At 69.1% G+C, this 25,980-nt stretch carries 26 protein-coding genes; 4 read left to right on the top strand and 22 right to left on the bottom strand.

The window, feature by feature from the left end:
• Positions 1 to 15: 15 nt before the first annotated feature.
• Entirely contained in the window at positions 16 to 633 is a 618-nt protein-coding gene (locus tag RF646_RS10185; RefSeq protein ID WP_368835897.1) for a class I SAM-dependent methyltransferase, read from the top strand.
• A gap of 207 nt (positions 634 to 840) precedes the next feature.
• Here the strand turns inward: RF646_RS10185 and dapF are convergent, their stop codons facing one another.
• The 17 genes from dapF to rpsO form a co-directional block, all read right to left on the bottom strand.
• The gene (gene dapF, locus RF646_RS10180) at positions 841 to 1,785 is read right to left on the bottom strand and encodes a diaminopimelate epimerase (RefSeq protein ID WP_242670443.1); all 945 of its coding nucleotides are present in this window, start codon (positions 1,783 to 1,785) and stop codon (positions 841 to 843) included.
• A complete protein-coding gene (gene miaA, locus RF646_RS10175; protein ID WP_368835896.1) occupies positions 1,778 to 2,719 on the bottom strand; it encodes a tRNA (adenosine(37)-N6)-dimethylallyltransferase MiaA in 942 nt (313 codons plus the stop codon). The genes dapF and miaA overlap by 8 nt, the downstream gene beginning before the upstream one ends.
• Before the next feature lie 7 nt (positions 2,720 to 2,726).
• Positions 2,727 to 4,232, bottom strand: coding sequence for a tRNA (N6-isopentenyl adenosine(37)-C2)-methylthiotransferase MiaB (gene miaB, locus RF646_RS10170; RefSeq protein WP_239318253.1), 1,506 nt, complete (start codon positions 4,230 to 4,232; stop codon positions 2,727 to 2,729).
• Between the two features lie 74 nt (positions 4,233 to 4,306).
• Positions 4,307 to 5,056, bottom strand: coding sequence for a regulatory protein RecX (locus tag RF646_RS10165; RefSeq protein ID WP_167318650.1), 750 nt, complete (start codon positions 5,054 to 5,056; stop codon positions 4,307 to 4,309).
• 17 nt (positions 5,057 to 5,073) lie between these two features.
• Positions 5,074 to 6,219, bottom strand: coding sequence for a recombinase RecA (gene recA, locus RF646_RS10160; RefSeq protein ID WP_085106687.1), 1,146 nt, complete (start codon positions 6,217 to 6,219; stop codon positions 5,074 to 5,076).
• Between the two features lie 167 nt (positions 6,220 to 6,386).
• On the bottom strand, positions 6,387 to 6,608 hold the full coding sequence (locus RF646_RS10155) for a DUF3046 domain-containing protein (RefSeq protein WP_035963868.1): 222 nt from the start codon (positions 6,606 to 6,608) through the stop codon (positions 6,387 to 6,389).
• Between the two features lie 161 nt (positions 6,609 to 6,769).
• Positions 6,770 to 7,195, bottom strand: a complete 426-nt coding sequence (locus RF646_RS10150; protein WP_064845953.1) for a helix-turn-helix domain-containing protein — start codon at positions 7,193 to 7,195, stop codon at positions 6,770 to 6,772.
• Between the two features lie 149 nt (positions 7,196 to 7,344).
• Entirely contained in the window at positions 7,345 to 7,842 is a 498-nt protein-coding gene (locus tag RF646_RS10145; RefSeq protein ID WP_239318182.1) for a CinA family protein, read from the bottom strand.
• Positions 7,839 to 8,471: a CDP-diacylglycerol--glycerol-3-phosphate 3-phosphatidyltransferase gene (gene pgsA / locus RF646_RS10140; RefSeq protein ID WP_064845955.1), complete on the bottom strand. Its 633-nt coding sequence runs from the start codon at positions 8,469 to 8,471 to the stop codon at positions 7,839 to 7,841. The genes RF646_RS10145 and pgsA overlap by 4 nt, the downstream gene beginning before the upstream one ends.
• Complete coding sequence (locus RF646_RS10135) at positions 8,468 to 11,407, bottom strand: DNA translocase FtsK 4TM domain-containing protein (protein WP_368835895.1); 2,940 nt, start codon at positions 11,405 to 11,407, stop codon at positions 8,468 to 8,470. The genes pgsA and RF646_RS10135 overlap by 4 nt, the downstream gene beginning before the upstream one ends.
• Before the next feature lie 82 nt (positions 11,408 to 11,489).
• On the bottom strand, positions 11,490 to 13,184 hold the full coding sequence (locus RF646_RS10130) for a ribonuclease J (RefSeq protein WP_085106683.1): 1,695 nt from the start codon (positions 13,182 to 13,184) through the stop codon (positions 11,490 to 11,492).
• 15 nt (positions 13,185 to 13,199) lie between these two features.
• The gene (dapA, locus tag RF646_RS10125) at positions 13,200 to 14,135 is read right to left on the bottom strand and encodes a 4-hydroxy-tetrahydrodipicolinate synthase (protein ID WP_085106682.1); all 936 of its coding nucleotides are present in this window, start codon (positions 14,133 to 14,135) and stop codon (positions 13,200 to 13,202) included.
• A 9-nt stretch (positions 14,136 to 14,144) separates the two neighbouring features.
• Positions 14,145 to 14,780 (bottom strand): hypothetical protein, encoded by a 636-nt coding sequence (locus RF646_RS10120; RefSeq protein ID WP_368835894.1) that lies wholly within the window; start codon positions 14,778 to 14,780, stop codon positions 14,145 to 14,147.
• Entirely contained in the window at positions 14,777 to 15,535 is a 759-nt protein-coding gene (dapB, locus tag RF646_RS10115; protein ID WP_144998840.1) for a 4-hydroxy-tetrahydrodipicolinate reductase, read from the bottom strand. Before dapB ends, RF646_RS10120 begins: the two co-directional genes overlap by 4 nt.
• Positions 15,536 to 15,546: 11 nt before the next feature.
• Positions 15,547 to 16,950, bottom strand: a complete 1,404-nt coding sequence (locus tag RF646_RS10110; protein WP_368835893.1) for a M16 family metallopeptidase — start codon at positions 16,948 to 16,950, stop codon at positions 15,547 to 15,549.
• A gap of 21 nt (positions 16,951 to 16,971) precedes the next feature.
• Positions 16,972 to 19,230, bottom strand: coding sequence for a polyribonucleotide nucleotidyltransferase (locus RF646_RS10105; protein WP_368835892.1), 2,259 nt, complete (start codon positions 19,228 to 19,230; stop codon positions 16,972 to 16,974).
• Between the two features lie 245 nt (positions 19,231 to 19,475).
• Complete coding sequence (gene rpsO / locus RF646_RS10100) at positions 19,476 to 19,745, bottom strand: 30S ribosomal protein S15 (protein WP_035963435.1); 270 nt, start codon at positions 19,743 to 19,745, stop codon at positions 19,476 to 19,478.
• Positions 19,746 to 20,071: 326 nt separating this feature from the next.
• Here rpsO and RF646_RS10095 point away from each other — a divergent pair, with 326 nt between their 5' ends.
• The 3 genes from RF646_RS10095 to RF646_RS10085 are packed head-to-tail and all read left to right on the top strand — an operon-like array spanning position 20,072 to position 22,168.
• Entirely contained in the window at positions 20,072 to 20,530 is a 459-nt protein-coding gene (locus RF646_RS10095; protein ID WP_035963447.1) for an S-ribosylhomocysteine lyase, read from the top strand.
• Entirely contained in the window at positions 20,527 to 21,303 is a 777-nt protein-coding gene (locus RF646_RS10090; protein ID WP_260850672.1) for a 5'-methylthioadenosine/adenosylhomocysteine nucleosidase, read from the top strand. The genes RF646_RS10095 and RF646_RS10090 overlap by 4 nt, the downstream gene beginning before the upstream one ends.
• Positions 21,296 to 22,168, top strand: coding sequence for an aldo/keto reductase (locus RF646_RS10085; RefSeq protein ID WP_368835891.1), 873 nt, complete (start codon positions 21,296 to 21,298; stop codon positions 22,166 to 22,168). Before RF646_RS10090 ends, RF646_RS10085 begins: the two co-directional genes overlap by 8 nt.
• Before the next feature lie 19 nt (positions 22,169 to 22,187).
• On the opposite strand, the gene RF646_RS10080 is transcribed toward RF646_RS10085, so the two are convergent.
• The 5 genes from RF646_RS10080 to rbfA are packed head-to-tail and all read right to left on the bottom strand — an operon-like array spanning position 22,188 to position 25,795.
• Positions 22,188 to 23,201, bottom strand: coding sequence for a bifunctional riboflavin kinase/FAD synthetase (locus tag RF646_RS10080; RefSeq protein ID WP_368835890.1), 1,014 nt, complete (start codon positions 23,199 to 23,201; stop codon positions 22,188 to 22,190).
• Positions 23,202 to 23,249: 48 nt separating this feature from the next.
• Complete coding sequence (locus RF646_RS10075; RefSeq protein ID WP_186317216.1) at positions 23,250 to 23,720, bottom strand: hypothetical protein; 471 nt, start codon at positions 23,718 to 23,720, stop codon at positions 23,250 to 23,252.
• Positions 23,721 to 23,761: 41 nt separating this feature from the next.
• The gene (locus RF646_RS10070; RefSeq protein ID WP_368835889.1) at positions 23,762 to 24,133 is read right to left on the bottom strand and encodes a hypothetical protein; all 372 of its coding nucleotides are present in this window, start codon (positions 24,131 to 24,133) and stop codon (positions 23,762 to 23,764) included.
• Complete coding sequence (gene truB, locus RF646_RS10065; protein WP_368835888.1) at positions 24,133 to 25,335, bottom strand: tRNA pseudouridine(55) synthase TruB; 1,203 nt, start codon at positions 25,333 to 25,335, stop codon at positions 24,133 to 24,135. The genes RF646_RS10070 and truB overlap by 1 nt, the downstream gene beginning before the upstream one ends.
• A 4-nt stretch (positions 25,336 to 25,339) precedes the next feature.
• The gene (gene rbfA / locus RF646_RS10060; RefSeq protein ID WP_064845964.1) at positions 25,340 to 25,795 is read right to left on the bottom strand and encodes a 30S ribosome-binding factor RbfA; all 456 of its coding nucleotides are present in this window, start codon (positions 25,793 to 25,795) and stop codon (positions 25,340 to 25,342) included.
• Positions 25,796 to 25,980: the final 185 nt, after the last annotated feature.

The following is a 25,980-nucleotide window of genomic DNA, read 5'->3' as shown; positions in this document are numbered from 1 at the left end:
CTAGCATGTGGAGCCATGGTCCCCGAGAATCCCGCGCAGCATTACTTCGTGTCCGACCCGTCCGTCGCGGAGAAACCGCGGCGGATCACCGTGGAGCTGCGGGGCCGCACCGTGGACGTGGGGACGGCAGCGGGGGTCTTCTCCCCCTCGGACCTGGACAAGGGAACCGCCGCGCTGCTGCGCAACGTGCCCGATCCGCACGGGCGGAACCTGCTCGACATCGGGTGCGGGTGGGGGCCGATCACCCTGGCCCTCGCGCTCGCTGCACCGAGTGCCACGGTCACCGCGGTGGACGTCAACGAACGCAGCCTGCGGCTGACTGCGGCGAACGCGCGGGAGCTGGGTCTCACGGGCGTGGAGACCCATCTACCCGAGGACGTACCCGCGGATCGTACGTTCGACACCATGTGGTCCAACCCGCCGATCCGCGTGGGGAAGCAGGAACTGCACGACATCCTCATGATGTGGCTCCCCCGCCTCGCGCCCGGTGGTACGGCGTGGCTCGTGGTACAGAAGAACCTGGGTGGGGACTCGCTGCAGCGCTGGCTCGCGGCCACCCTGGGTGAGGGGTATTGCGTGGACCGGGCCGCAACCGACAAGGGCTTCCGCGTCATCACCGTCCAGCGCGCCTGAGGCGCGCGGAGGCACGCATGCCGGGCCGGGAACCGGGGTTGCGTGTACGGCGTTGGAAGCCACACCCCCGGTCGTTGGGTCGGGAACCGGTATCAGGGGAGTCGGGCTGGGAGTCGGCGCGCAGCGTCGTCGTCGGACGATGCATGCAACAGGGCCGCGCGGCGAGGCCCTCCCGACTCAGCCCACCGCGGCACGAACGCGACCGACTCAGACGAGTTCGGCGGTGGCCACCACGCGCACCGGACCCGCGAGGACGACATGCTCGGTGCCGTCCGGGGCGGGCACGAACGTCACGGACAGCACGCCCCCGGGGACACGCACGAACCAGCGGTCCGGGGAGTCGGGACCGCCCCAGAACCGGGTGGCCGCCGCGGCCGCGCACGCTCCCGTGCCGCACGAGTACGTCTCGCCGACACCCCGTTCGTGGACGCGCATCTCGAGGCGACCGAACTCAGAATCGCCGTCGTCCGAGGGCACCACGAACTCCACGTTGGTCCCCTCGGGAGGGGTGGGTTCCACGACGGGCGCGGTGTGTAGGTCCAGCCCGTCCAACTTCTCGCCCTCGGACAGGGCCACGACCGTGTGGGGATTGCCCATGCTGATGGACACCCCCGGGCGCGGGACCGTGAGGCCCTCCGCATTCACGAGGCAATCCGAACCGCGCTCGCGCGCGGCGTCCCCATCCTCGAAGCTCCACGGACCCATGTCCACGGCGTAGCCGTCGGACGTACGCGCCACGGTGCGCATCCCCGCGCGCGTGCCGATGCGCAGTTGGGAACCGCGCGGGAGGCTCACGAGCCCCTCGCGCACGAGGTGGTCCACGAACACCCGCACCCCGTTACCGCACATCTGCGCCACGGAACCGTCCCCGTTGCGGTAGTCCATGAACCATTCGACGTCCGGGTGCGCTTCGGCGAGCTCGCCGGCATCGGCCACGTGCTCGGTGCGCACGGCGCGGATCAGGCCGTCACCGCCCAGCCCGAGGTGTCGGTCGCACACCGCCGCGACCGTGTCCGGTGAGACGTCCAGGGTGCCGTCCCGGTCCGTGAAGACCACGAAGTCGTTTCCCGTGCCGTGCGCCTTGGTCACGCGCACGCCCGCCAGTTCCTGCCAGTTCACGCTGCCTACCGTCCCCTCGGTCGTGTCAGTCATCGCCGCCATCATACTGAGCCCGGACGACGTCCATTGCCCGTTCCGGCAGCGCGGACGGTCCCGCGGGATCGTCCGCGCGCAACCAGTGCACGCGAGGATCCGCCCGGAACCACGTGCGCTGGCGCTTCACGAACCTGCGGGTGGCGGTCACGGTCTCGTCCCGGGCGCGCTCGAGCGTACTCGTGCCGTCGAGCACCGCGAGCAACTGGGGGTACCCCAGGGCCTTCCCGGCGGTGGGGCTCTCGCGCAGCCCCCGGGCCGCGAGCGCTCGTACTTCGTCCAGCCACCCCCGCTCGAGCATGGTGTCCACGCGGCGGGCCACCCGCTCGTTGAGCACGTCCCGCGCCATGGCGAGACCGATCTGCACCGTGGGCCGCACGTACCGGCGCTCGGGCATGAACGACGTGAAGGGCCGTCCGGTCAGCCGATGCACCTCGATCGCCCGGACCAGTCTGCGGTCGTCCTTGACCGTGGCCGCCGATTCGGGATCTACGTCCGCGAGCCGCTGCAGCATGCGGGCGTGCCCGTGCTCGTGCAGCTCGGCTTCGACCCGCGCTCGCAGCTGCGGATCGGTTCCGGGGAATTCGATGTGGTCGAGCACCGCGCGCACGTACAGTCCCGAGCCGCCCACGAGGACGGGCACGTTGCCGCGTTCCTCGATCTCGGCGATGACGGTGCGAGCGCGAGTCTGGAACGCGGCGACCGACGCTTCCTCGTGCAGGTCCAAGATGTCGAGCAGGTGGTGCGGCACTCCCCCGCGTTCCTCCGGGGGCAGCTTGGCGGTCCCGATGTCCATGCCCCGGTAGAACTGCAGGGCGTCCGCGTTGACGATCTCCCCGCCCACGCGCTGGGCGATCGCGATCCCGAGGTCCGACTTCCCGGTCCCCGTGGGCCCCACGACCGCCACGACCGGGCGTTGCGTCCCCCGGGTCATACCGCGCTCAGGGCTTCCGCAGCGACGGCATGCCCAGCCCCACGGCGGCGGGTTTGCCCGACGACGACGGCACACCACACGATTCCGCCTGGGCGGCCTCCCACGCGTCCCCGCCGCGGGAGCGCCGTACGCTGTACTCGTTCGCGTCCCGCGGGTCCGCGAGCAGGTGGTACGTGGCGGCCCCGGTCACCGGAACCGTGACGAAATCACCCGGGCGCGGGTGTTCGGCTCCGTCCGGGACACTGAAGTGCACGAGCCGCTGATCCGGGCCCCGCCCGCTCAGTCGGTGCGTGGCTTCCGATTTACGGCCCGATTGGGCGCTCACGAGCACCTCCGTGCGCGCGCCCACGAGCTCGCGGTTCAACTCCGCGCTGATCCGGTCCTGCAGGGCGGTCAAACGTTCGAAGCGTTCCTGCACCACGGGGGCGGGGACCTGGTTCGCCATCTCCCCGGCGGGAGTGCCCGGGCGCACCGAATACTGGAAGGTGAACGCGGAGGAGAACCGGGAGGCCTCCACAACGTCCAGGGTGTCCTGGAAGTCCTGCTCGGTCTCCCCTGGGAAGCCCACGATGATGTCGGTGGTGATCGCGGCGTGCGGGATCCGCTCACGCACCCGGTCCAGGATGCCCAGGAACTTCTTGGAACGGTACGAGCGCCGCATGTCCTTGAGGATCCGGTCCGAACCGGACTGCAGCGGCATGTGCAACTGAGGCATCACGTTGGGGGTCTCCGCCATGGCATCGATCACGTCGTCCGTGAAGGCCGCGGGGTGCGGACTCGTGAAGCGCACCCGCTCCAACCCCTGGATGTCCCCGCAGGCGCGCAGCAGTTTGGCGAACGCCCCGCGGTCACCGAACTCCACGCCGTACGAGTTCACGTTCTGCCCCAGCAGGGTCACTTCCACCGCACCGGAGTCCACGAGCGCCTGGACTTCGGCGAGGATGTCCCCGGGACGGCGGTCCTTCTCCTTGCCGCGCAGCTGGGGGACGATGCAGAACGTGCACGTGTTGTTACACCCCACCGAGATGGACACCCACCCCGCATAGGCCTGTTCCCGCTTGGTCGGCAGTGCCGACGGGAACGTCTCGAGGGCTTCCAGGATTTCCACCTGGGCCTGCTCGTTGTGCCGGGCGCGTTCCAGCAGGACCGGCAGGGACCCGATGTTGTGGGTCCCGAAGACCACGTCCACCCACGGGGCCTTATCGACGATGGTGGCGCGGTCCTTCTGGGCGAGGCAGCCGCCCACCGCGATCTGCAACCGTTCGTTGCGCCGCTTGACGGGGGCCAGCTGACCCAGCTGGCCGTACAGCTTGTTGTCCGCGTTCTCTCGGACGGCACACGTGTTGAACACGACCAGGTCCGGATCACGGTTCACCGCGGGAACGTATCCGGCGCTCTCGAGCAGTCCCGTGATGCGCTCGGAGTCGTGGGCGTTCATCTGGCATCCGAGAGTGCGCACTTCGTAGGCGGGTGCATCGGTGGCGATCACGGGTTCCTGCACGGCATGGGGCATCTGAGTCACCTCACCATTTTAGGGACGCGGTCAAATTGCTGGAACTCGGCCGTCCACGGCCAAAGGGGCACCGATCAGGGCGTGTCCCACACATGGGCGCCGTCCGGATCCGGCCGATCGCGCCCGCCCACTGTGGACCCGCCCGCGGCGTACTCATCTCCCGAGGACCCGTCTCCCGGGAACCCGTCTGCGGAGAACTCGTCACCGGCGAACTCCTCCGATTCGAACTCCTCCGCCGAGGACTCCAGCGCGCCCAGCTCCTCCTTGACCACGGCGAACGCGAGTCCCGGCGGATACCCCTTGCGTCCGAGCATGCTCACGAGCCTGCGGGTCAGCCGGTCGCGTTCCTTGCGGTCCGACGGGTCCAAGGAGGCGGGCAACTTCTTGCGCACGAGGACGTGGGCGTCCCGCAGTTCGTCGTGGTCGGAACGCTGTTCAAGGGCCTCGTCCGCGATCTCACCCGTGATCCCGCGCTGCGCGAGTTCCCGGCGCAGAGCCGAGCGGGACAACCGGCGGGTCTCGGCGCGGGACCTGACGAACATCCCCGCGTAGGCCCGGTCGTCCACGAGGTTCACTTCCTCGAACCGGTCGAGCACCTCCCGGGCGACGTCCTCGGGGACGTTGCGGTCCGCGAGTTTGTCCTCGAGCTGGCGCCGCGACTTGGCCGATGCGCTCAACTGGCGCAGGACGATCGCGCGGGCGACCTCGCGGGGATCGGCCTCCGCCTCACCCGGTGACTCCGCGGACGCGGGCGGCGCCGCCGGGCCCCAATGGGAATCGGAGGCCCGGCGGCGCCGGGAGCTATAGCGTTCGGACTCAGTCATGGAGGGACGGCGTCAGCTCAGAATGCCGGAAGTTCGGTCTCGTCCTTGGCCGGTGCGAACGGGGCATCCGGATCCAGGTCCTGGGGATCGTCGCCGAACCCCTCCGTGTCCTGGGAGGCCTGGTCCGGGTCCTCGCTGATCCCGAGCTTGACCAGGATCTTGCGTTCGATCTCCTGGGCGAGTTCTGGGTTGTCCTTGAGGAAGCGGCGCGAGTTCTCCTTGCCCTGGCCGAGCTGGTCCCCCTCGTAGGTGAACCACGCACCGGACTTCTTCACGATGCCGTGTTCCACGCCCATGTCGATCAGGCCGCCCTCGATGGAGATGCCCTGACCGTAGAGGATGTCGAACTCGGCCTGCTTGAAGGGCGGGGCCATCTTGTTCTTGACGATCTTGGCGCGGGTGCGGTTACCCACGGGGTTCGCACCGTCCTTGAGGGTCTCGATCCGGCGGACGTCCACGCGCACGGAGGCGTAGAACTTCAGCGCCTTACCACCCGTGGTGGTCTCCGGGGAGCCGAAGAACACGCCGATCTTCTCGCGCAGCTGGTTGATGAAGATCGCGGTGGTGTTGGTGTGGGACAACCGACCCGTGATCTTACGCAGAGCCTGGGACATCAACCGGGCTTGCAGACCCACGTGGCTGTCGCCCATTTCGCCCTCGATCTCCGCCTTGGGCACGAGGGCCGCCACGGAGTCGATCACGATGATGTCGATGGAGCCCGAACCCACGAGCATGTCCATGATCTCGAGCGCCTGCTCACCGGTGTCCGGCTGGGACACCAGCAGGTTGTCCGTGTCCACACCGAGCTTCTCGGCGTAGACCGGGTCCAGCGCGTGCTCGGCGTCGATGAAGGCGGCGATCCCGCCGGCCTTCTGGACGCTGGCCACGGCGTGCAGGGCCACGGTGGTCTTACCCGAGGATTCCGGGCCGTAGATCTCCACGACACGGCCGCGGGGGAACCCGCCGATACCCAGTGCGACGTCCAGCGCGATGGAACCGGTGGGGATGGTCTCGATCTTGTTGGCGGGGCGATCCCCCAGCCGCATGACCGATCCCTTGCCGTAGTTCTTGTCGATCTGGGACAGGACGGTGTCCAGTGCCTTCTGACGATCGGATCCGGCCACCTGAGAGGGTGCCGGTGCGCCCTTGGACTTGGCTGCCATGTTTCACCTCGGTTCTCGGGGGCCGGGGCGGCCCTGTCGATGTCTTCGCGTTCCACGGTACAAAGGGGGTCCGACAGCCATAAGCGACCGGACGGGTTGTGGAGCGCGCGTGAGCTGATTCGAATATACCTTCGAAGACGGCGTGGCGCACGTCGCCCACGGCGAACTCAGCGCCGGGGCGGTTGATCCGGACCCCACCACCGGGACTCGGGGATCTCCTGGGCGCGGCACACCGCGAACCACACCGTCTTGGGGTCCGTCCCGGACTCGAGGGCCTCCGCGGCCGTGCGCTCACCCAACTCGGTTAAAACGAGATCCCGAGCGAGAACCCGGCTGTACGCCGCCCCGAATTCGTGGGACATCAGGTCCCAGAACGCACTGACTCGCATGAACAACTTCTCCTCGGTATCGACGCTGCATAGATCCGCTAACTCTCCACGCTGTGCGGACCCCACGGTGCTGCAACGAGCAACGGACCCGCCCACCGGGCGGGTCCGTTCGTTGGTCTGGTGGACCGCGGCCGACTCGGCCGCAGCGAGCGGGGTCTGACTCAGTGCGCGCCGGCGGCGGTGCCACCGCGCAACTGACGCATCTCCCGCGTGAACTCCTCCGTGAGCTCGGACGGCACGGTGTCAGGGATGAACGTGCCCTCGGCGTAGGCGAGACGATCCGCGACCTCGCGCAGCATCTGGGACATGGGGATGTCCAGTGCCGCACAGATGGACGCGAGCAATTCGGAGGAGGCTTCCTTTTGTCCTCGCTCCACCTCGCTCAGGTACCCCAGCGAGACGCGGGCACTGTGCGAGACCTCGCGCAGGGTCCGGCCCTGACGCTGGCGGACGTTGCGCAGCACCTCGCCTATCTCCTGACGCAGGACACCGACCTTGACATCATTGGTTTTCCCGTGAGCTTCATCGGACACACCCACGTCCTTCCAACGGACAACACCATTGACAGACACGGGTTGCTTCGTCATGTGAATTGCTTCTCCTCGTACGAATTGACGGGGCCTTCTGCATCGCTGACGACGCAGTGGTCGAGGCCTCTTGAGCCCATCGGGCTCAACCTCTGATATCCATAACGGGCTTACGTGTTCGATTGTTCCCGCTCGGCGGCCTAAAAACACTAGGCGTTGGCTGGGAATGAGATTTGAGTCGTCAATGCGTCAAGCGCGCGGCCCACGGTGGCTTGCCGGATCTCGGCCCGGTCACCGCTGAGATCCAAACGCTCCACCCGCTCCACACCCGGACCCGCGATCCCCACGAAGACGGTTCCCACGGGGTGTCCGTCGTGCGGTTCCGGCCCGGCGACCCCGGTGGTGGACACGGCCCAGTCCACGCCCAGGCGCTCGCGCGCACCGCGGGCCATGGCCACCGCGACCTGCGGGTCCACCGCGCCGCGTTCCTCGAGCAGCTCGTGGGACACACCCAGCACGCGTTCCTTGACGGCGTGCGAGTAGCTCACGACCGCTCCCTCGAAACACGCCGAGGCACCCGCCACGGTCACGATCGCGGATGCGAGCGCGCCCCCGGTGAGAGATTCGGCCGTGCCCACCGTGACCCCGCGAGCGACGGCGCGGCGCACGAGCTCCGCGGCGTCGTACCCCGGCCGGTTCTCTGTCACGCCGCATCCCCGCGCACGGCCCGGTTGCGCAACTGCACGGCCTTGATCACATAGTCGATGCCCGTGATCACGGTGGCGAGCAACGCGAGCGCGGTGAGCACCCATGCGAACCACAGCCACCACTGCCCCACGAAGGGGGTGAGCGGCAGCAGCAGGGCGATCAGCGCCGCGGTCTGCAGGACGGTCTTGGTCTTGCCGCCCTTGGACGCGGCCATCACGCCGTAGCGGATCACCACGAATCGCATGAGCGTGATGCCCCACTCGCGCACCAGGATCACGATCGTGACCCACCACCACAGCTCCCCGAGCATGGACAGCACCACGAACGCGGCACCCGTGAGCAGTTTGTCCGCGATGGGATCGGCGATCTTGCCGAAACTCGTGATGAGGTTGCGCGCCCGGGCGATGTCCCCGTCGAGCTTGTCCGTGAGCATCGCGAGCCCGAACGTGACCACGGCGGCCCAGCGCATGCCCATGGAGTCCTGGCCGTGGGTCCCCCCGGCCACCAGGAACCACACGAAGAACGGGACCATCACGATCCGCAGTGCCGTCAGGGCATTCGGCAGGTTCCAGTTGGAGGCGTTGGGGGCGGGCGCCCCGGGCGCCGCCGCGCCGTCGTTAACCGTCATCGTCCCGTCAACTCCCATGCATCCTCGGATTGGTCGGACCCGTCGTGGTAGTCGTGGGCCACGTTCGACAGCGACGCCGCCACGAGGTCCTCGCCGGACGCCGACGCCGCGAGCGCACCGTCTGCGGCGGCCGGTGTACTCTGCGCGGGCGGTTCCTCGCCGCGGATCAGGGCGAGGGTCGCGGCGAGGTCATCCGGCTTGACGAGGACGTCACGTGCCTTGGACCCCTCGGACGCCCCGACCACGCCGCGTGACTCGAGCAGGTCCATGAGCCGCCCGGCCTTCGCGAAACCCACGCGCAGCTTGCGCTGGAGCATGGACGTGGACCCGAACTGCGTGGTGATGATCAGCTCGGCGGCCTGCAGCAGGACGTCGAGGTCGTCCCCGATGTCCTCGTCGATCGTCTTCTTGGGCGCTTCCTGCACGACGTCGTCGCGGTAGTGCGTGCTCATCTGCGACTTCACGTGCTCCACGACCTTGTGGATCTCAGACTCGGAGACCCACGCGCCCTGCACACGCATGGGCTTGGACGCGCCCATGGGCAGGAACAGGGCGTCACCCTGGCCGATTAGCTTTTCCGCCCCGGGCTGGTCCAGCACCACTCGGGAGTCGGTGACCGAGGACGTCGCGAACGCCATCCGGGACGGGACGTTGGCCTTGATCAGACCGGTCACGACGTCCACCGAGGGCCGCTGCGTGGCGAGCACGAGGTGGATGCCAGCGGCACGCGCGAGCTGGGTGATCCGCACGATCGCGTCCTCGACGTCCCGCGGGGCCACCATCATGAGGTCCGCGAGCTCGTCCACGATCACGAGCAGGTACGGGTAGGGGCGGATGGTGCGCTTGGACCCGGGTTCGGGTTGCACCTTCCCGTTGCGCACGGCCTTGTTGAAGTCGTCGATGTGCTTGTAGCCGAAGTGGGAGAGGTCGTCGTAGCGCGCGTCCATCTCCCGCACGACCCACTGCAGGGCCTCGGCGGCCTTCTTGGGGTTGGTGATGATCGGGGTGATCAGGTGCGGCACGCCCTCGTACGCGGTGAGTTCCACACGCTTGGGGTCCACCATGACCAGGCGCACCTCGTCCGGGGTGGAGCGCATGAGGATCGAGACGATCATGGAGTTCACGAACGAGGACTTACCCGCACCGGTAGCACCGGCCACGAGCATGTGCGGCATCTTGGCGAGGTTCGCGAGCACGAAGCCGCCCTCCACGTCCTTGCCCACGCCCATGATCATGGGGTGTTCGGACGCCCGGGCCTTCTGCGAGCGCAGCACGTCCCCCAGCGCCACGGTCTCGCGATCCGTGTTGGGGATCTCGATGCCGATCGCGGACTTGCCCGGGATGGGCGAGAGGATCCGCACGTCCGCGGACGCCACCGCGTACGCGATGTTCTTGGACAGCGCCGTGACGCGCTCCACCTTGGTCCCGGAGCCCAGTTCGATCTCGTAGCGCGTGACCGTGGGCCCGCGCGAGAAGCCGGTGACCTCGGCGTCCACCTTGAACTGTTCGAGCACGCTCGTGAGCGCCCGGACCACCTGGTCGTTCGCCTCGGAGCGTTCCTTGGCGGGCGGGCCCTCCACGAGGTCCGCCACGGGCGGGAGGCTGTAGGCGACGTCGCCCTGCAGCTTGAGCTGCTCGGAGCGGGCCGGGATGGGTGTCGCGGGCGTGTGGGTGCGCGGCTGGGCGTCATCGTCCACCTTGAGGGCGGGCGCGTCCGACGCCGCCGCGGTATCCGCCGCGGGCGCGATCCCCTGCTCCTCGCGTAATTTCTGGGCGGCGCGCTGGGACTTGGTGGGGCGCTTCTCGCCGGGGCGCAAGGCGGCCTCCGGGTTCGGGATCGCGTCGGTGTCCTGGACCTCGGACGCCGCGGTAGAGCCCGCCGCCTGCGCGGCGTCGCGCACGGAGGAGGACCCACCGGCAGAACCCCGGCGCGCGGAGCGCTCCGCGTGCGAGCCGACGTCGAACACGCTTGTCGATCCCGCGTCCCGTGCCTCGCGGCGGTTGACCTCGCCCACGACAGCGCGCTCGAACGCCTCGTCACCGTCGTAGCGTTCCAGCTCGTGGCGCTGCTTGCGTCGCTCGGAGCGCCGGGAGCGCTTCTCGCGTGTGGGCCGGGTGGAATCGAGGTAGGAGCGGTCGTGCGCGGGATCGGTGACGTCGGTCGCGCGAGGCTCGTACTGGCCCGTGAGACGGCGGTAGAGCTCGCGCAAGCGCGGCCCGATCTCCCCCACGGGCGTGGCGGTCATGACGAGCACGGCCAACGCCGCGAGCAGCACGAACACCGCGAGCGCGCCCCATCGGGTGATCAGGGACGCCAACGGGTCCGCGGCCAGGAAGCCCACGAAACCACCCGCGCGCCACACGGCGTCGAACCCGTCACCCAGACCGGGCGCGCCGCCCAGCAGGTGCGCGGTGCCCGCGCCGGCGACGGACAGCGCGAGCAGACCGATCGCGATGCGGTTGTTGGCCTGCGTGGTCTCGGGGTGACGGAAGACGCGGATCGCGAAGAAGAAGCAGAAGATGGGCAGCACGAGGGCCATGAACCCGAAGGTCCCGCCCACGATCGCGTGCACCCAGGACGCGGGGATCGCCACGAGCGCGAGGTCCACGCCGCGCAGGTTCCACCACTCGACCGCGGCGATCACGACGGCGAGCACGAGCCACACGAGCGCACCACCGTCGCGGCGCTGTTCGGGAGCCATGTCCGTGCGCACGGTCCCCACGCGGCGCACCGCGGCCCCCACCACGTGTCCGGCGCCGGACCACGCGTTGACCACCCCGTGCAGGGCGGTGGAACCGGCCGAGGGCCCCGTGGATCCGGAGCGTGCGGATGTGGACCGTGCGGGGGCCTTCTTGCCGTTCTTAGGGGAACGCGCGGAACTCGAGGACCTGCCGGAGGCCTTCGAGGAGCGCGCGGGGGAAGTTCGAGACGCCATGCCCCCAGGGTACCCGGACGCGCAGCGGCCCGCCCGGAGTCGGATTCGGGCGGGCCGCTGCGCAGTGCGGTGGTTCGGGGCGTCAGGCCTCGACGACCACGGGCACAATCATGGGCTTGCGCCGCAGCTTGCGGGAGACCCACGAGCCCACGGTGCGCCGCACGATCTGCTGCAACTGGTGGGTCGTGTGGTTTTTGCCGCTCTCGCCGAGCGCGTCCTCAAGGGCCGCGGAGATCCGGGGGCGGATCTCGTTGAACACGGTGTCCTCCTCGGCCACGCCGCGCGCGTGGATGTCCGGGCCGGAGACGATCTTGCCGGTGTCCCGGTTGACCACGGTGATCACGGAGATGAAGCCCTCCTCACCGAGGGTCATGCGGTCCTTGAGGTCCGCGTCCGTGATCTCACCCACGGAGGAGCCGTCCACGTAGATGAACCCGCACTCCACCTGCCCGGTGATCTTGGCCGCGCCGGAATGCATGTCCACCACGGTGCCGTTCTCCGCGAGCAGCACGTGGTCCGCGGGGACGCCGGTTTCCTGGGCCAGGTTGCCGTTGGCGATCAGGTGCCGGATCTCGCCGTGGACCGGCATGACGTACTCGGGTTCCACGATGTTGTAGCAGTACAGCAACTCGCCCGCCCCGGCGTGACCCGAGACGTGGACCTTGGCGTTGCCCTTGTGCACCACCTCCGCGCCCAGGCGCATGAGCCCGTTGATCACGCGGAACACGGAGTTCTCGTTGCCCGGGATCAGGGAGGACGCCAGGATCACGGTGTCCCCCGCGTTGACCTGGACCTTGTGGTCCCCGTTGGCCATGCGGGACAGCGCGGCCATGGGCTCACCCTGGGAACCGGTGCACATGATGACGATCTGATCGTCCCGGTAGTCGCCCACCTTCTTCTGGTCCACGAGCACATTGGGCGGCACGTCCAGGTACCCGAGCTTCTCGGCGATCGCCATGTTGCGGATCATGGATCGGCCCATCAGGACGACCTTGCGACCACTGGCCACGGCGGCGTCGAGCACCTGCTGCACGCGGTGGACGTGGGAGGAGAACGACGCCACGATGACGCGCTGCTTGGCGCGGGCGACCACGTCTGCGAGCACGGGACCGATGGCCTTCTCGGACGCGATGAACCCGGGAACCTCGGCGTTGGTGGAGTCCGTGAGGAACAGGTCCACACCCTCCTCGCCCAGGCGGGCGAAGTGACGCAGGTCCGTGATCCGCCCGTCCAGGGGCAGCTGGTCCATCTTGAAGTCACCGGTGTGCAGCACGGTCCCGGCCTTGGTGCGCAGGAACACTGCCAGGGCGTCCGGGATGGAGTGGTTCACGGCCACGAATTCGCACTCGAACTCACCAAGGCGCTCCACCTGGCCCTCGCGCACGGCCATGGTGAAGGGCTTGATCCGGTGCTCCTGCAGCTTGGCCTCAATCAACGCGAGCGTGAGCTGCGAGCCCAGGATGGGGATGTCCGGGCGGCGCTTGAGCAGGTACGGGACCGCGCCGATGTGGTCCTCGTGCCCGTGGGTGAGCACGATCGCGACGATGTCGTCGAGGCGCTCACGGATGTGGTTGATGTCCGGCAGGATCAGGTCCACGCCGGGCTGGGTTTCCTCGGGGAACAGGACACCGCAGTCGACCACGAGCAGCTGCCCGTTGATCTCGAACACGGTCATGTTCCGACCGACCTCGCCCAGACCGCCCAGGGGGATGACTCGCAGGGTGTCCTTCGCGAGTGCCGACGGTTCGGAGAGGTCGGTGGTGTTCCAATGGGTCATGAGACCCCTTTCATCTCAGGTGGTCAGCGTGTCGGCGATCACCGACGTGCTCAGGTCCGAGCGGATCTGCTCCAGCTCGGCCTGTGTGGGTGTCACGTGCGGCAAGCGCACCGTGTTGTTCGGCAGGCGGCCCTGCCAATGAAGAATGGTCTTCGCGGCCACGGCCCCGGGGATCCGGGTCATGGTGGCACGCACGAGCGGCAACAACTCCTCGTTGAGCCGCTGCGCGGTCTCGAGGTCCCCCGCCAGGGAGGCGTCCACGAGTTGGCGGTAGCGCGGGGTGTCGATGTGGGTGGTCACACCCACGAGCCCGGACGCGCCGAGCGCGATCCACGGGAGGGTGAGACCATCGTCGCCGGAGTAGAAGAGCAGGTCTGTCTCGGCCATGACCCGGGCGGCGGCCATGAAGTCCGCCTTGGCGTCCTTGACGGCCACGATGTTCGGGTGGGAGGCCAGGGAGATCATGGTCTCGGGCTCGATCGGGATCCCCGAGCGCCCGGGGATGTCGTACACCATGACGGGCGTGTCCACGGAGTCCGCAAGCGAACGGAAGTGCGCCTCGACCCCCGCCTGGCTGGGCTTGTTGTAGTACGGGGTGACGATCAGCAGGCCGTCCATCCCGATCTTCTGCGCCTCGAGGCACAGGAAGCGAGAGTGCTCGGTGTCGTTCGAACCGGTCCCCGCGAGCAGCGGCACGCGCCCGCCCACGGCGTCCTTGACGGCACGGAAGACCGAAAGGTTCTCCTGGTCGGTCATAGTGGAGTACTCACCGGTGGTGCCGCACACCACCAGACCGTCACAACCGTCGTCCACGAGTTGCTCGGCGAGGTGACCCGTGGCCTCGAGGTCCACCGAGCCGTCGTCGTGGAAGACCGTGACCATGGCAGTGAGCAGGGACCCGAACATGGGCGCGGATCGCTGCGTCCGCGCAGGTGCGCTGTCGTGTGTCATATCCACAGGTTACCGCCCAGAGCGGGCGAGCACCGTTTCCGGATCCGTCCCCCGATGTAGGGCTATGGCGGTGCGCATGGACCTGCGTGCCCGCCGGCCGTCGCCGCTCGCGGAGTACGCGAGGCTCAGTCGGTACCACCCGCCCCAGTCTGTGGGGAACGCCTCGACCTCGCGGCGCACGACGTCGAAGTGCTCGTCCGCGGCGGCCCGCACGTACCGTCCGGACGGGGTCCTCGGCAGATCGTCCGCGGGAAGCTCACCGCGCGCGGCGAGTTCCCGGCCGAGGCGTTCGGTGCGGGCGCCGAAGACGATCTCGCGCACCATGGCCCACGTGCCCACCGCGGGGATCACGAGCATGGCCACGCCCAGCAGGGTGGGCAGCCAGCCCCCCGTGCCGAGCAACAGGACCGCCCGGTGGAAGGCCAAGGCGAGGTACAGGGCCAGCAGCCCGACCATGAGCGCGGCCAGGATACGACCCTTCGCACCCACCTCGAGCACGGTGAATACCGCGGCGAACGCGAGCATGGCGACGAGCCAGATCTTGGAGCCCACGGAGATCGGCAGGATAAGCACCGTGATCACGAGCAGCACGATCACGGCCGTGGCCCACCAGCGCAGACCGGAGAAGGAACGGGCGCGGCTCACAGCCCCAGGTCCATGTAGCCGTCCAAGCCGTGGGTCAGCCCCGGGTGCTTTGCGACCGAGCGCACGCCCAACAGCACACCCGTCATGAAGGACACGCGGTCGAAGGAATCGTGGCGCACGGTCAGCTGCTCCCCCGTGTTGCCCAGCAGGGTCTCCTGGTGGGCCACGAGCCCGCGCAACCGCACCGAGTGCACGTGCACACCGTCCAGGTCCGCACCGCGTGCGCCGTGCGGATCGGATTCCGTGGCATCCGGCGACGGCGCCACACCGGCCCGTTCGCGCGCGGCGGCCACGAGCGCGGCGGTTCGCGCCGCGGTACCGGACGGGGCGTCGAGCTTCTGGGGGTGGTGCAGCTCCACGATCTCCACGGACTCGAAGAACGCCGCGGCCATCTCGGAGAACTTCATGGCGAGCACCGCACCCACCGCGAAATTGGGGGCGATCAGCACACCCGTGTCCGGGGAATCGGCGAGCCACGACTCGAGCTCGGCCAGAGTGGCGTCGTCCCAGCCCGTGGTCCCCACGACCGCGTGGATACCGTGTTCCACGGCGAAGCGCACGTTCTCCCGCGTGGCGCTCGGGACCGTTAGGTCCACGATCACCTGCGCGCCGGAGCTCACGATCTCCTGCAGGTCGTCACCGCGACCGAGGGCCGCGACGAGTTCCATGTCCGAGGCGTCCGTGATGGCCTTCACTGCCTCGGAGCCCATGCGTCCGTTGCGGCCCAGTACGGCCACCTTGATCTGCTCGTTCATGTGATCCCGCCTCATTCCTGGTTCTGCTCGGCGTGCGGCCCCACCACGGTGCGCACCGTGGCGTCCGCGGACAATTGCGCTGCCAGTGTCTGCACGTCCTCGGACGTCACGGCGCGGATGCGCCGCAGGGACTCGTCCACGTCCATGAAGATGCCCGTCTTCAGTTCCGCGGACCCCAGCCGGGACATCCGTGACCCTGTGTCCTCGAGGGCGAGGACCGTGGCACCGCTGAGTTGGCCCTCGACCTTCGCGAGTTCTGCCGCATCCATCCCGTCCTGGGCGAGCCGGTCCAGCTCGGCGCGCATGAGCTCGCTGACCTGGTCCACGCGCTCGCCCGTGCACCCCGCGTACATCCCGAAGAACCCGGCGTCCGAGTAGGAGCCCGAGAAGGAGAACGTGGAGTACGCGAGCCCCTTCTGCTCCCGGATGGTGTGGAACAACCGCGAGGACATCCCGCCACCCAGGGCGGCGTTGAGCACGGTCATCGCGAAGCGACGCTCGTCCCCCGACTGCAGTCCGGCGCCGCCCAGCACCACGTGGGCCTGCTCGACCGGGCGCTCGAACGTGTGGGTCCCCATTAGGGGCGTCAGCTGCGCCGGCGAGGAGTCCCGCCGGGCACCGGCGTGACCGGTCGCGTCCGGGTCCCAGCCCGCGCGGGCCAAGGACTCGCGCACGAGTTCGACGACGCGGTCGTGGTCGAGACCCCCGGCCACCGTGACCACGAGGTTCTCGGGGCGGTAGGAGCCGCGGTAGTGCTGCCACACCGCGTCACGGGTCACGGAGCGGATCTCCTCGGGGGTGCCCGCGATGGGCCGCGCGAGCGCGGACCCGTGGAGCACCTCGGCGTTGAACTGTTCGAACGCGAAGTCCGTGGGATCGTCCCGGTCCATGGCGATCTCCTCGAGGATCACACCGCGTTCGCGGTCGAACTCCTCGGGGTCCAGGACGGCACCGGTGAACATGTCCGCGAGCACGTCCACCGCCATGGGCAACTGCTCGGAGAGCACCCGTGCGTGGTAGCACGTGTGTTCGTGGGCCGTGAACGCGTTGGACTCCCCGCCCACGCGGTCGAAGGCCTCCGCGATCTCGAGCGAACTGCGCCGGGAGGTGCCCTTGAACAGCAGGTGCTCCAGGAAGTGCGTGGAACCGAGCATGCCCGGGGCCTCGTCACGCGAGCCCAGGCTCACCCAGAACCCCACGGACACCGAACGCTGCCCGGGCATCTTCTCGGTGAGCACCCTGGTCCCGCACGGCAGGACGGTGCGCATGATCACGGCGCCCTCGGCGTCGTCGTGCACCACGTGGGTGAAGCCCGGCGCCTGCGCCGTGGCCGAATAGGCCCGAAGGCGGGCGGCCCCGCCGGAGACGTGCTCCGCGGGATCGCCCGCCCTCAGGGGAAGGTGAACAACTGTCATCTAGTAACGAACACCCTCTGCTCAGTTCTCGTCGTCGGAGGACTCGGCCGGGGCCTCGGACTCGGCCACGACGGGCGCGAGGGACAGCTTGCCGCGGTCGTCCACCTTGGTGATCTCCACCTGGACCTTCTGGCCCACGGACACGACGTCGTCGACCTCGTTGACACGCTTGCTGTCGTTGAGCTTGCGCATCTCGGAGATGTGGAGCAGACCATCCTTGCCCGGGGTCAGGGACACGAACGCACCGAACGTGGTGGTCTTGACCACGGTGCCCAGGTAGCGCTCGCCCACCTCGGGGACCTGCGGGTTGGCGATCGCGTTGATCGCCGAGCGTGCGGCCTCCGCGGAGGGGCCGTCCGTGGCGCCGATGTACACGGTGCCATCGTCCTCGATGGAGATGTCGGTGCCGGTGTCCTCCTGGATCTGGTTGATCATCTTGCCCTTGGGGCCGATCACCTCACCGATCTTGGACACGGGCACGTTCACCGAGATCACGCGCGGCGCGAACTCGCTCATCTCGTCCGGGGCGTCGATCGCGGAGGTCAGCACGTCCAGGATGTAGAGCCGGGCCTCGCGGGCCTGGGTCAGGGCCGAGGCCAGGACCGAGGCGGGGATACCGTCCAGCTTGGTGTCCAGCTGGATCGCGGTCACGAACTCGGACGTACCGGCGACCTTGAAGTCCATATCACCCAGCGCGTCCTCCGCACCGAGGATGTCGGTCAGGGCCGCGTACTGGACCTCGCCGTTGACGGTGTCGGAGACCAGGCCCATGGCGATACCGGCCACGGGAGCGCGTAGCGGCACACCGGCGTTGTACAGCGACAGCGTGGACGCGCACACGGAACCCATGGACGTGGAGCCGTTGGAGCCCAGCGCCTCGGAGACCTGACGGATCGCGTACGGGAACTCCTCCCGGGAGGGCAGCACGGGCGTGATCGCACGCTCGGCGAGCGCGCCGTGACCGATCTCGCGGCGCTTGGGCGAACCCACGCGGCCGGTCTCACCCGTGGAGTACGGGGGGAAGTTGTAGTGGTGGATGTAACGCTTGTGCTTGACCGGGGCCAGCGAGTCGATCTGCTGCTCCAGCTTGAGCATGTTCAGCGTGGTGACACCCATGATCTGGGTCTCGCCGCGCTCGAACAGCGCGGAACCGTGCACGCGCGGGAGCACGTCCACCTCGGCGCTGAGCTGACGGATGTCCGTGAGACCGCGGCCGTCGATGCGCACCTTGTCCTTGAGGATGCGCTGGCGCACGGTCTGCTTGGTCAGGGCCTGGTAGGCACCGTTGACCTCGTCCGCGCGGCCCTCGAAGGCCTTGCCCTCGCCCGTGAGCTCGGCCAGCGTGGACTGGTGCAGTTCGTCGGTCGCGGCCTCGCGCTCCTGCTTGCCGGCGATCGAGTAGACCTCCGCCATGCGCTCGCCCACGAAGTCCTTGACGGCCTCGGCGGCGTCGTCCCCGTACCCGCCGAAGCGAGGCAGGTCCAGCTCGGGCTTGGCGGTGCGGTAGGCGAGATCCGCCTGGGCGTCGCACAGGGCCTTGATGAACGGCTTGGAGGCCTCGAGGCCCTCGGCCACGAGCTCCTCGGTCGGTGCGACCGCGCCCTGGCCCTTGATGAGCTCCCAGGCGTTGTCGGTGGCCTCGGCCTCGACCATCATGATCGCGACGTCCGAGCCGCCGTCCTTGGTGCTCACCACGCGGCCGGCCACGGCCATGTCGAACACGGCGTTCTCCAGCTGCGAGTGCTTAGGGAACGCGATCCACTGATGGGAACCGTTCTCCTGGGCCATGAGCGCCATGCGCACGCCGCCCACGGGGCCCTGGAAGGGCAGCCCGGACAGGGTCGTGGACATGGACGCGGCGTTGATCGCCACGGTGTTGTAGATCTCGTCCGGGGCGATGGACATGACGGTCACGACCACCTGCACCTCGTTGCGCAGGCCCTTGCCGAACGCGGGGCGCAGCGGGCGGTCGATCAGACGGCACGTGAGGATCGCGTCCGTGGACGGGCGACCCTCACGGCGGAAGAACGAACCGGGGATGCGACCCGCGGCGTACATCCGCTCCTCGACGTCCACCGTGAGCGGGAAGAAGTCGAAGCCCTCCCGCGGGTGCTTGCCCACGGCCGTGGCCGAGAGCATGGAGGTCTCGTCGTCGATGTAGACCATGGCCGAACCCGCGGCCTGGCGGGCGAGTCGGCCGGTTTCGAAGCGCACGACGCGCTTGCCGTACGAGCCGTTGTCGATAACGGCTTCTGCACTCTGGATTTCGGGACCCTCCAAGGGTCACCTCCGTTTCTTCGTGGTGCGCGATCCGCGCGACACACCGGTCTTCGATCGAGGCGCTCGCAGCGCGTGAGCGTTGCGAAGGCCACTGTCGAGGACCGCGACATGCAGCGCGGTCACGCCATGACGTGATTTCTCGTTGGATTGTCCGGACACGCGGTCCGGGTGGCGGTGTTCGTCACGAACAGCGCCGGTTGCGGCGGTTCCCCGCGCTCCGACAGGGGCACGGGGAACCGGTCACATCACTTGCGCAGGCCGAGGCGCTCGATGAGCGCACGGTAGCGGGCGATGTCGGTGCGACGCAGGTAGTCCAGCATGCGACGACGCCGTCCCACCAGGGCCATGAGGCCACGGCGGGTGTGGTGGTCGTGCTTGTGCATCTTCAGGTGCTCGGTCAGATCGGAGATCCGACGGGACAGCACCGCGATCTGCACCTCGGGCGAACCGGTGTCACCCTCGTGCGTCGCGTACTCGGTGATGATCTGGTTCTTGATCGTGGCATCCAGGGCCATGTGTAACTCCTCGAGTCAGTACCGTGACCGCCCGGTGCGTGAGATTCTCGCCCGGGGTCCGGGAGCGAGCTCCCGGGGTCGGACCGCCACGGACCGCAGTCAGACCAGCGTCCATCCTAACCGATCCTCCGCCGGGGCACCGTAAGGGCCGTCACCACTCGGCGGACGACGGCGCGGCGCACCGCTGCAGGGCCCCGCACCCCCACGGTGCGGCAGCGCCGTCGCAATCCCGCGGGAGGGCCAGCGCCGTCCAACGGGAGCGACGTCGCCGCCCCTCGGGAGCGCCCCGGACGTGCGAAGCGGGACCGACCTGGAACAATGGGGGCATGCAGAAGATGAACGTCGAATCATTCAACCTGGACCACCGCAGCGTGGCCGCCCCCTACGTGCGGATCGCGGATCGGAAGGAACTGCCGGGTGGTGACACCCTCGTGAAGTACGACGTCCGCTTCACCCAGCCCAACCAGGCGCACCTGGAGATGCCGGCAGTACACTCGATCGAGCACCTCACCGCGGAGCACATGCGCAATCACACGGACGCCCTGATCGACTTCTCCCCCATGGGCTGTCAGACCGGTTTCTACGCGCTCATGCTGGGAGTGGAGACCGAGGAGTTCGAGCGCCTGCTCGAGCGCACGTTCCGGGACATCCTCGAGGCGGACGAAGTCCCGGCCGCGAACGAGGTGCAGTGCGGCTGGGGCGCCAACCACAGCCTCGAGGCCGCCCAGGACGCGGTGCGCGGATTCCTGGCCGAACGCGAGCACTGGGACGAGGTCACGCGGTGACGGACGACGCCGCACGGTTCGCCGCGTGCGTGGGCGCACCGGCCGTCGTGGTCGCCATGGCGGAGGAGGCCGAACCGTTCCTCGCGGACGCCGACTCCCGCTGCGAGAACCCCCACGTGATCGGCGGTGCCGAGCTGTATGCCGTCGAGGCCGCGGGGCGCCCCGTGCTCGTGGTGCGCACCGGGATCGGATTGGTCAATGCCGCGTCGACCCTGAGCGCGATGCTGGAACGGTTCGAACCGAGCGCCGTGATCTCCGCCGGTTCCGCCGGGGGCCTGCGCGCGGACGTCAACGTCGGTGACCTGGTGATCGGCACCGAGTTCCGCTACGCGGACGCGGACGCGACCGCCTTCGGGTACGAACCGGGCCAGGTGCCCGGGATGCCCCCGGCCTTCGCGGCGTCGTCGGAGCTCGTGACGGCCGCGAGCAGCCTCGCGGCCGCAGAGGGCTACGCCGCGTGGCGCGGGACGATGCTCTCGGGCGGCGCGTTCGTCACGGCGCGCAACGTGGGGGCGACCCGCGAGGTGTTCCCCGAGGCCCTGAGCACGGACATGGAGACCACGGCCCTCGCGCACGTGTGCCACGACCGTGGCGTGCCCTTCCTGGCCGTGCGCGCGATCTCGGACCTGTGCGGTCCCGCCGCGGACCAGCAGTTCCATATGGAACTGGACATCGTGGCCCGGATCAGTGCCCAGGCCGTGACCGAACTGCTCGGCGGGCTCCCGCCCGTCCAGCCACCCACACGTCGAGAAGAACGAGGAACGCATGAGTGACGACAAGACCAAGGACCTGAAGGACGCCGCCCCGGACGTCGCCAAGCACGTGCTGCGCGACGGTCACGAGATCCCCCGGCTGGGGTTCGGCACGTACCCCATGGACGACGCCGAGGCCGAGGCCCTGATCCCCGAGGCCGTGTGGCGCGGCTACCGGCTCATCGACACCGCGGTGAACTACGGCAACGAACGCGGCGTGGGCCTCGGTGTGCGCTATTGCGACATCCCCCGCTCGGACCTGTTCCTCACGTCCAAGCTCCCGGGCCGGGATCACGGTACGGACAGCGTGCGGCGGTCACTTGAGGGCACGCTCGAACGGCTCGGCACGGACTACCTGGACCTCTACCTGATCCATTGGCCCAACCCCAGCGTGGACCGGTACGTGGACACGTGGCGCGCCATGATGGCCGCGCGCGACGAGGGCCTCATCCGTTCGATCGGTGTGTCCAACTTCCTGCCCGAGCACCTCCTGCGCCTGGAGCGGGAGACCGGGGAGATGCCCGTGGTCAACCAAGTGGAGCTGCACCCGCAGTACCAGCAAGAGACCCTGCGGGCGTTCCACGAGGAGCACAAGATCCTCACCGAGGCGTGGTCCCCGCTGGGGCGCAAGACGGACCTCCTGCAGGACCCGTGGCTCGTGGAGATCGCACGCAAGGTGGGACGCACCCCGGCCCAGGTGGCGCTGCGCTGGCACGTGCAGTCGAGCATCGTGGCGATCCCCAAGTCCTCGAACACCGAGCGCATGGCGGAGAACATCGACGTGTTCGAATGGGAACTCACGGACGAGCAGATGGAACGGGTGCGCATGCTGCACACCGGCATCAGCGGTTCGGGGTTCGACCCCTCCGTGCACGAGGAGATGTGATCAGCCCCACCGGGTGAGCTCAGTCGGTCCCGCGCGCCTGTTCCCGCAGGATGTCGCGGGACCGATTCACGTCGTCGCGCATCTGGGACACGAGCGCGTCGATCCCCCGGTAGGCCACCATCCCGCGCAGGCGTTCCACGAATTCGACCACCACGGTCTGCCCGTAGAGGTCGAAGTCCTCCACGGCCTCGTCCGGGCGGTCGATCACGTGGGCCTCGACCTGGCGGTTCACACCGTCGAACGTGGGATTCGACCCCACGGAGATCGCCGTGGGCCAGCGGATGCCGTCCTGGTCCACGAGCCAGCCCGCGTAGACCCCGTCCGCCGGGATGAACCCCGTGGCCTCGGGTGCCAGGTTGGCCGTGGGGAAGCCCAGTTCACGCCCGCGTGCGGCCCCGTGCACCACTTCCCCGCGCATGCGGTGGTGCCGGCCGAGCAGTTTGGCAGCACCGCGGATGTCCCCCGCCTCGAGGCACGAGCGCACCCACGTGGACGAGCAGCGACGGTCGTCGCTCCAGCCCACTAGACCGTTGAGTGCATCCGAGTCCTCGGGGACCAGGCCCGCGACGTCGTCCACGACCTCGACCTCGAAGCCGTGTTCACGGCCGAGCTCCCTGATCACCGGCAGGTCCCCCGTGTTGTCACGCCCGAGCCGGACGTCCGACCCGATCACGAGACACACCGCGCCCAGCGGTTTCACGAGGTAGTCGACCACGAACTCCTCGGGGCTCAGCTCGGAGAACTCGAGGCTGTACGGCAGCACGAGGACGGCGTCCACGCCTGTGGCCTCAAGGGCGTCGAGCTTGTCCTCGAGACCCATGATGAGTCCGGGGTGAGATTCGGGCCGGTGCACGAGAGCCGGGTGCGGATCGAAGGTCACGACCACGGAGCGGGCCTCGAGACGCCGGGAGGTCTCGAGCAGCCGCGCGAACACGTGTTGATGACCGCGGTGGACACCGTCGAAGTTGCCGATGCTCACCACGGAGGGACCGAATCCCGGGGTGACCTCGTCCAGGCTTCTCCAGCGAATCACTGTTCTCCTTGATGTCTTCTGCGTGGTCAGGGTGTGTGCGGGCGACGTCTAGAGCCTACCGCTCCGCCGGGAGGGCCGTGTCAGCCACAACCACACGAGCCCCACGATCGGGAGCACGAGCGGCACGTAGCCGTAACCGGCACCGAAGTGGGACCACACGCTCGCCTTGGGGAACAACTGCGGTTCCAGGACACTGAGCAGGCCCACGCCCAGCACACCCACGAGCTCCACGACCACGGCCACCGTGGCGACCCTGTGCCAGCCCGGACCGGACTTGGCCAAGGCGATCGTCGCCAGGACGTAGATCGCGGCGGAGATCGTGGACAGGATGATCGCGAGCGGGGCCGCGGAGAACTCGGTGGCGAGCTGGTAGAGCGAGCGCACCCCCGCGGAGAGCGAGAAGACGGCGTACACCACGATCAGCAGCCGCCCGAACCCCGAGTTCTTCCGGTCGGATCCCGCCCGGGGCCCCGACCGCCCGAAACGGTTCTGCAGCGTGGTGCGTGAGGGCTCAGCCATGCTCGTCCTTCCCCCGGCGGCCCGTCCCGGCCGCTGCGGCGTCACTGGTAGTAGTAGATGAAGTTCATGCGGTAGACCATCACGGCCATCACGGGACCGGCGGCGGCCAGGATGAGGGTGGACCACCGCGAGCGTTCCACGAGGGACCACACGAACGTCCCCGCGGGGATCAGCAGCGCCGTGAGCAAGTAGCCCCAGTACTCGAGCAGGCTCCCGGAGGGATCCGGACCCAGCACGGGCAGGAACACCGAGCCCACCGCGTAGACCAGCAGGAATGCCTCGAGCACGAGCACGGAACCCTGGGAGAAGTCGTCCGGCGCACGTCCGCGCGCGGCCTGCACGAGGCAGATCACGCACGAGAGCGCACCCAGGACCACCGATGCCCAGAACCACCCGTCATAACCCCACAGCATCAGTCGTGCGTCCGTTCCGTTCGCTTGGTTCCGTCCTGTCCCGCTCCGGGGTCACCCGCCCCGGGTATTTCCACGCCTGTATCATCCGGCGCCGCGGCAGCCGTGAACGTCACCCCCGCCGCGATCCCGAGCACCGACGTCGTGTATCGGCGGTCGGCGGGGCCGCGGTCCTCGGCGAGGGCCACGAGTGTCCCGTCCGGTGCGAAGCATGCGACGGGCAGCTCCGCCCGGAATCCCCCGGCCGGCTCGGATCCCGACGCCGCGGCGTCGCCGGCGGATGCCTTGTCGCCGGCGCCTGCCCCGGAACGAGACGCGGCGCCGTCGGTCTGCGAAGCGCCGCCAGGATGAACCTGCGTCGCGGCGATCCTGCGCCCGTGCGACAGGTCCGTGGCCTCCCGGGCGGTGAGCTCGCGCACGGGAAACAGTCCGCGGGCGGCGTCGTCGATCGGCAGCGTCGAGACCGTGCCGCCGGCGCGCACCTGCTCCGTGAGCTCGTCGAGCGTGTGCGACTGCTCGAGCGTGAACGACCCCACGCGCGTGCGCCGCAGCGCCGTGAGGTGCCCGCCCACGCCCAGGGCCTCCCCGAGGTCGCGCGCGAGGGCGCGGATGTACGTCCCGGAGGAGCACGTCACGGTCGCATCGACATCCACCGCGGTGGGCTCAGCGTCGGTCGGCTCGCGGGAGATCCCGTGCACCGTGAACTCGTGGACGGTGACCGGTCGCGCGGGCAGCTCCACGTCCTCGCCCTTGCGCACGCGGGCGTACGAGCGCTGCCCGTCCACCTTGATCGCGCTGACCGCGGACGGGACCTGCTGGATCTCACCGGTCAGCTCGGCGACCGCGGCCAGGACGGCGTCATCGGTGAGCGCGGCGAGCCGCTCGGGCGCGGCCGTGCTCGTGACGTCCCCCTCGGCGTCGTCGGTCACGGTCGCGGCACCCAGGCGGATGCTCGCCCGGTACGTCTTGTCCGTGCCCGTGACGTAGGTCAGCAGCTTGGTGGCCTTCTCGACCCCCACGACCAGCACGCCCGACGCCGCGGGGTCCAGCGTGCCCGCGTGACCCACCTTGCGGGTCCCCGCGAGGCGGCGCATGCGTGAGACGACGTCGTGCGAGGTCCAGCCGAGCGGTTTGTCCACGACGACGAGCCCGGCCGCCCTCGGGAGCGAGGGTGCCGGGCTCGGAATCTGCTGGCGATCGGTCACCGGGTCAGTCCCGCGACCGGCTCTCGGGGGCTTCGTCATCCGCGTCGGACGTGCGGTAGGCGTCATCCCCCGCGGCGTATTGAGCGCCCTGGGCCTGTTCAGCCACCTGGGCGTCCTTCTCACGCGCGGTGCGCAGCAGCGACTCGAGACGTGCGGCGTCCGCGGGGATCTCGTCCGCGACGAAGGTGAGCGTGGGGGTCAGGCGCGCGGTGATGTTCCTACCCACCTCGGAGCGCAGGATGCCCTTGGCGGACTCCAGGGCCCGCGCGGTCTCCTGACGCTGCGTCTCGTCCCCGTAGACGGTGTAGTACACGGTCGCATGCTGCAGGTCGTTGGTGACCCGCGCGTCCGTGACGGTCACGAAACCCACCCGGGGGTCTTTGATCCTGCGTTCGAGCGCCTGGGCCACGATCACCTTGATGCGATCGGCCAGTCGAGCGGCGCGGGCGGCGTCGGCCATGGTGGTACTCCTCGTGTCCGGGCAACGCCGGGGCGTTGCACTGTGCGGGGGTGGTGCGCCGTGACGCGCCACCCGGTGCGATCCGCCCATCACGGAACGGATCGCGGTGCGGGCGGGGTGCCCGCGTGATCTCGTGGGAATCACACGGGCACCCGGACCCGCTGTCACGTGGTCGCGGCCGGTGC

This window comes from Kocuria sp. CPCC 205261 (assembly GCF_040981025.1).
Taxonomy (GTDB): Bacteria; Actinomycetota; Actinomycetes; order Actinomycetales; family Micrococcaceae; genus Kocuria; species Kocuria marina.
Note: the sequence above shows the minus strand (reverse complement) of the source record. Positions and strands in the feature narration are given on the sequence as shown.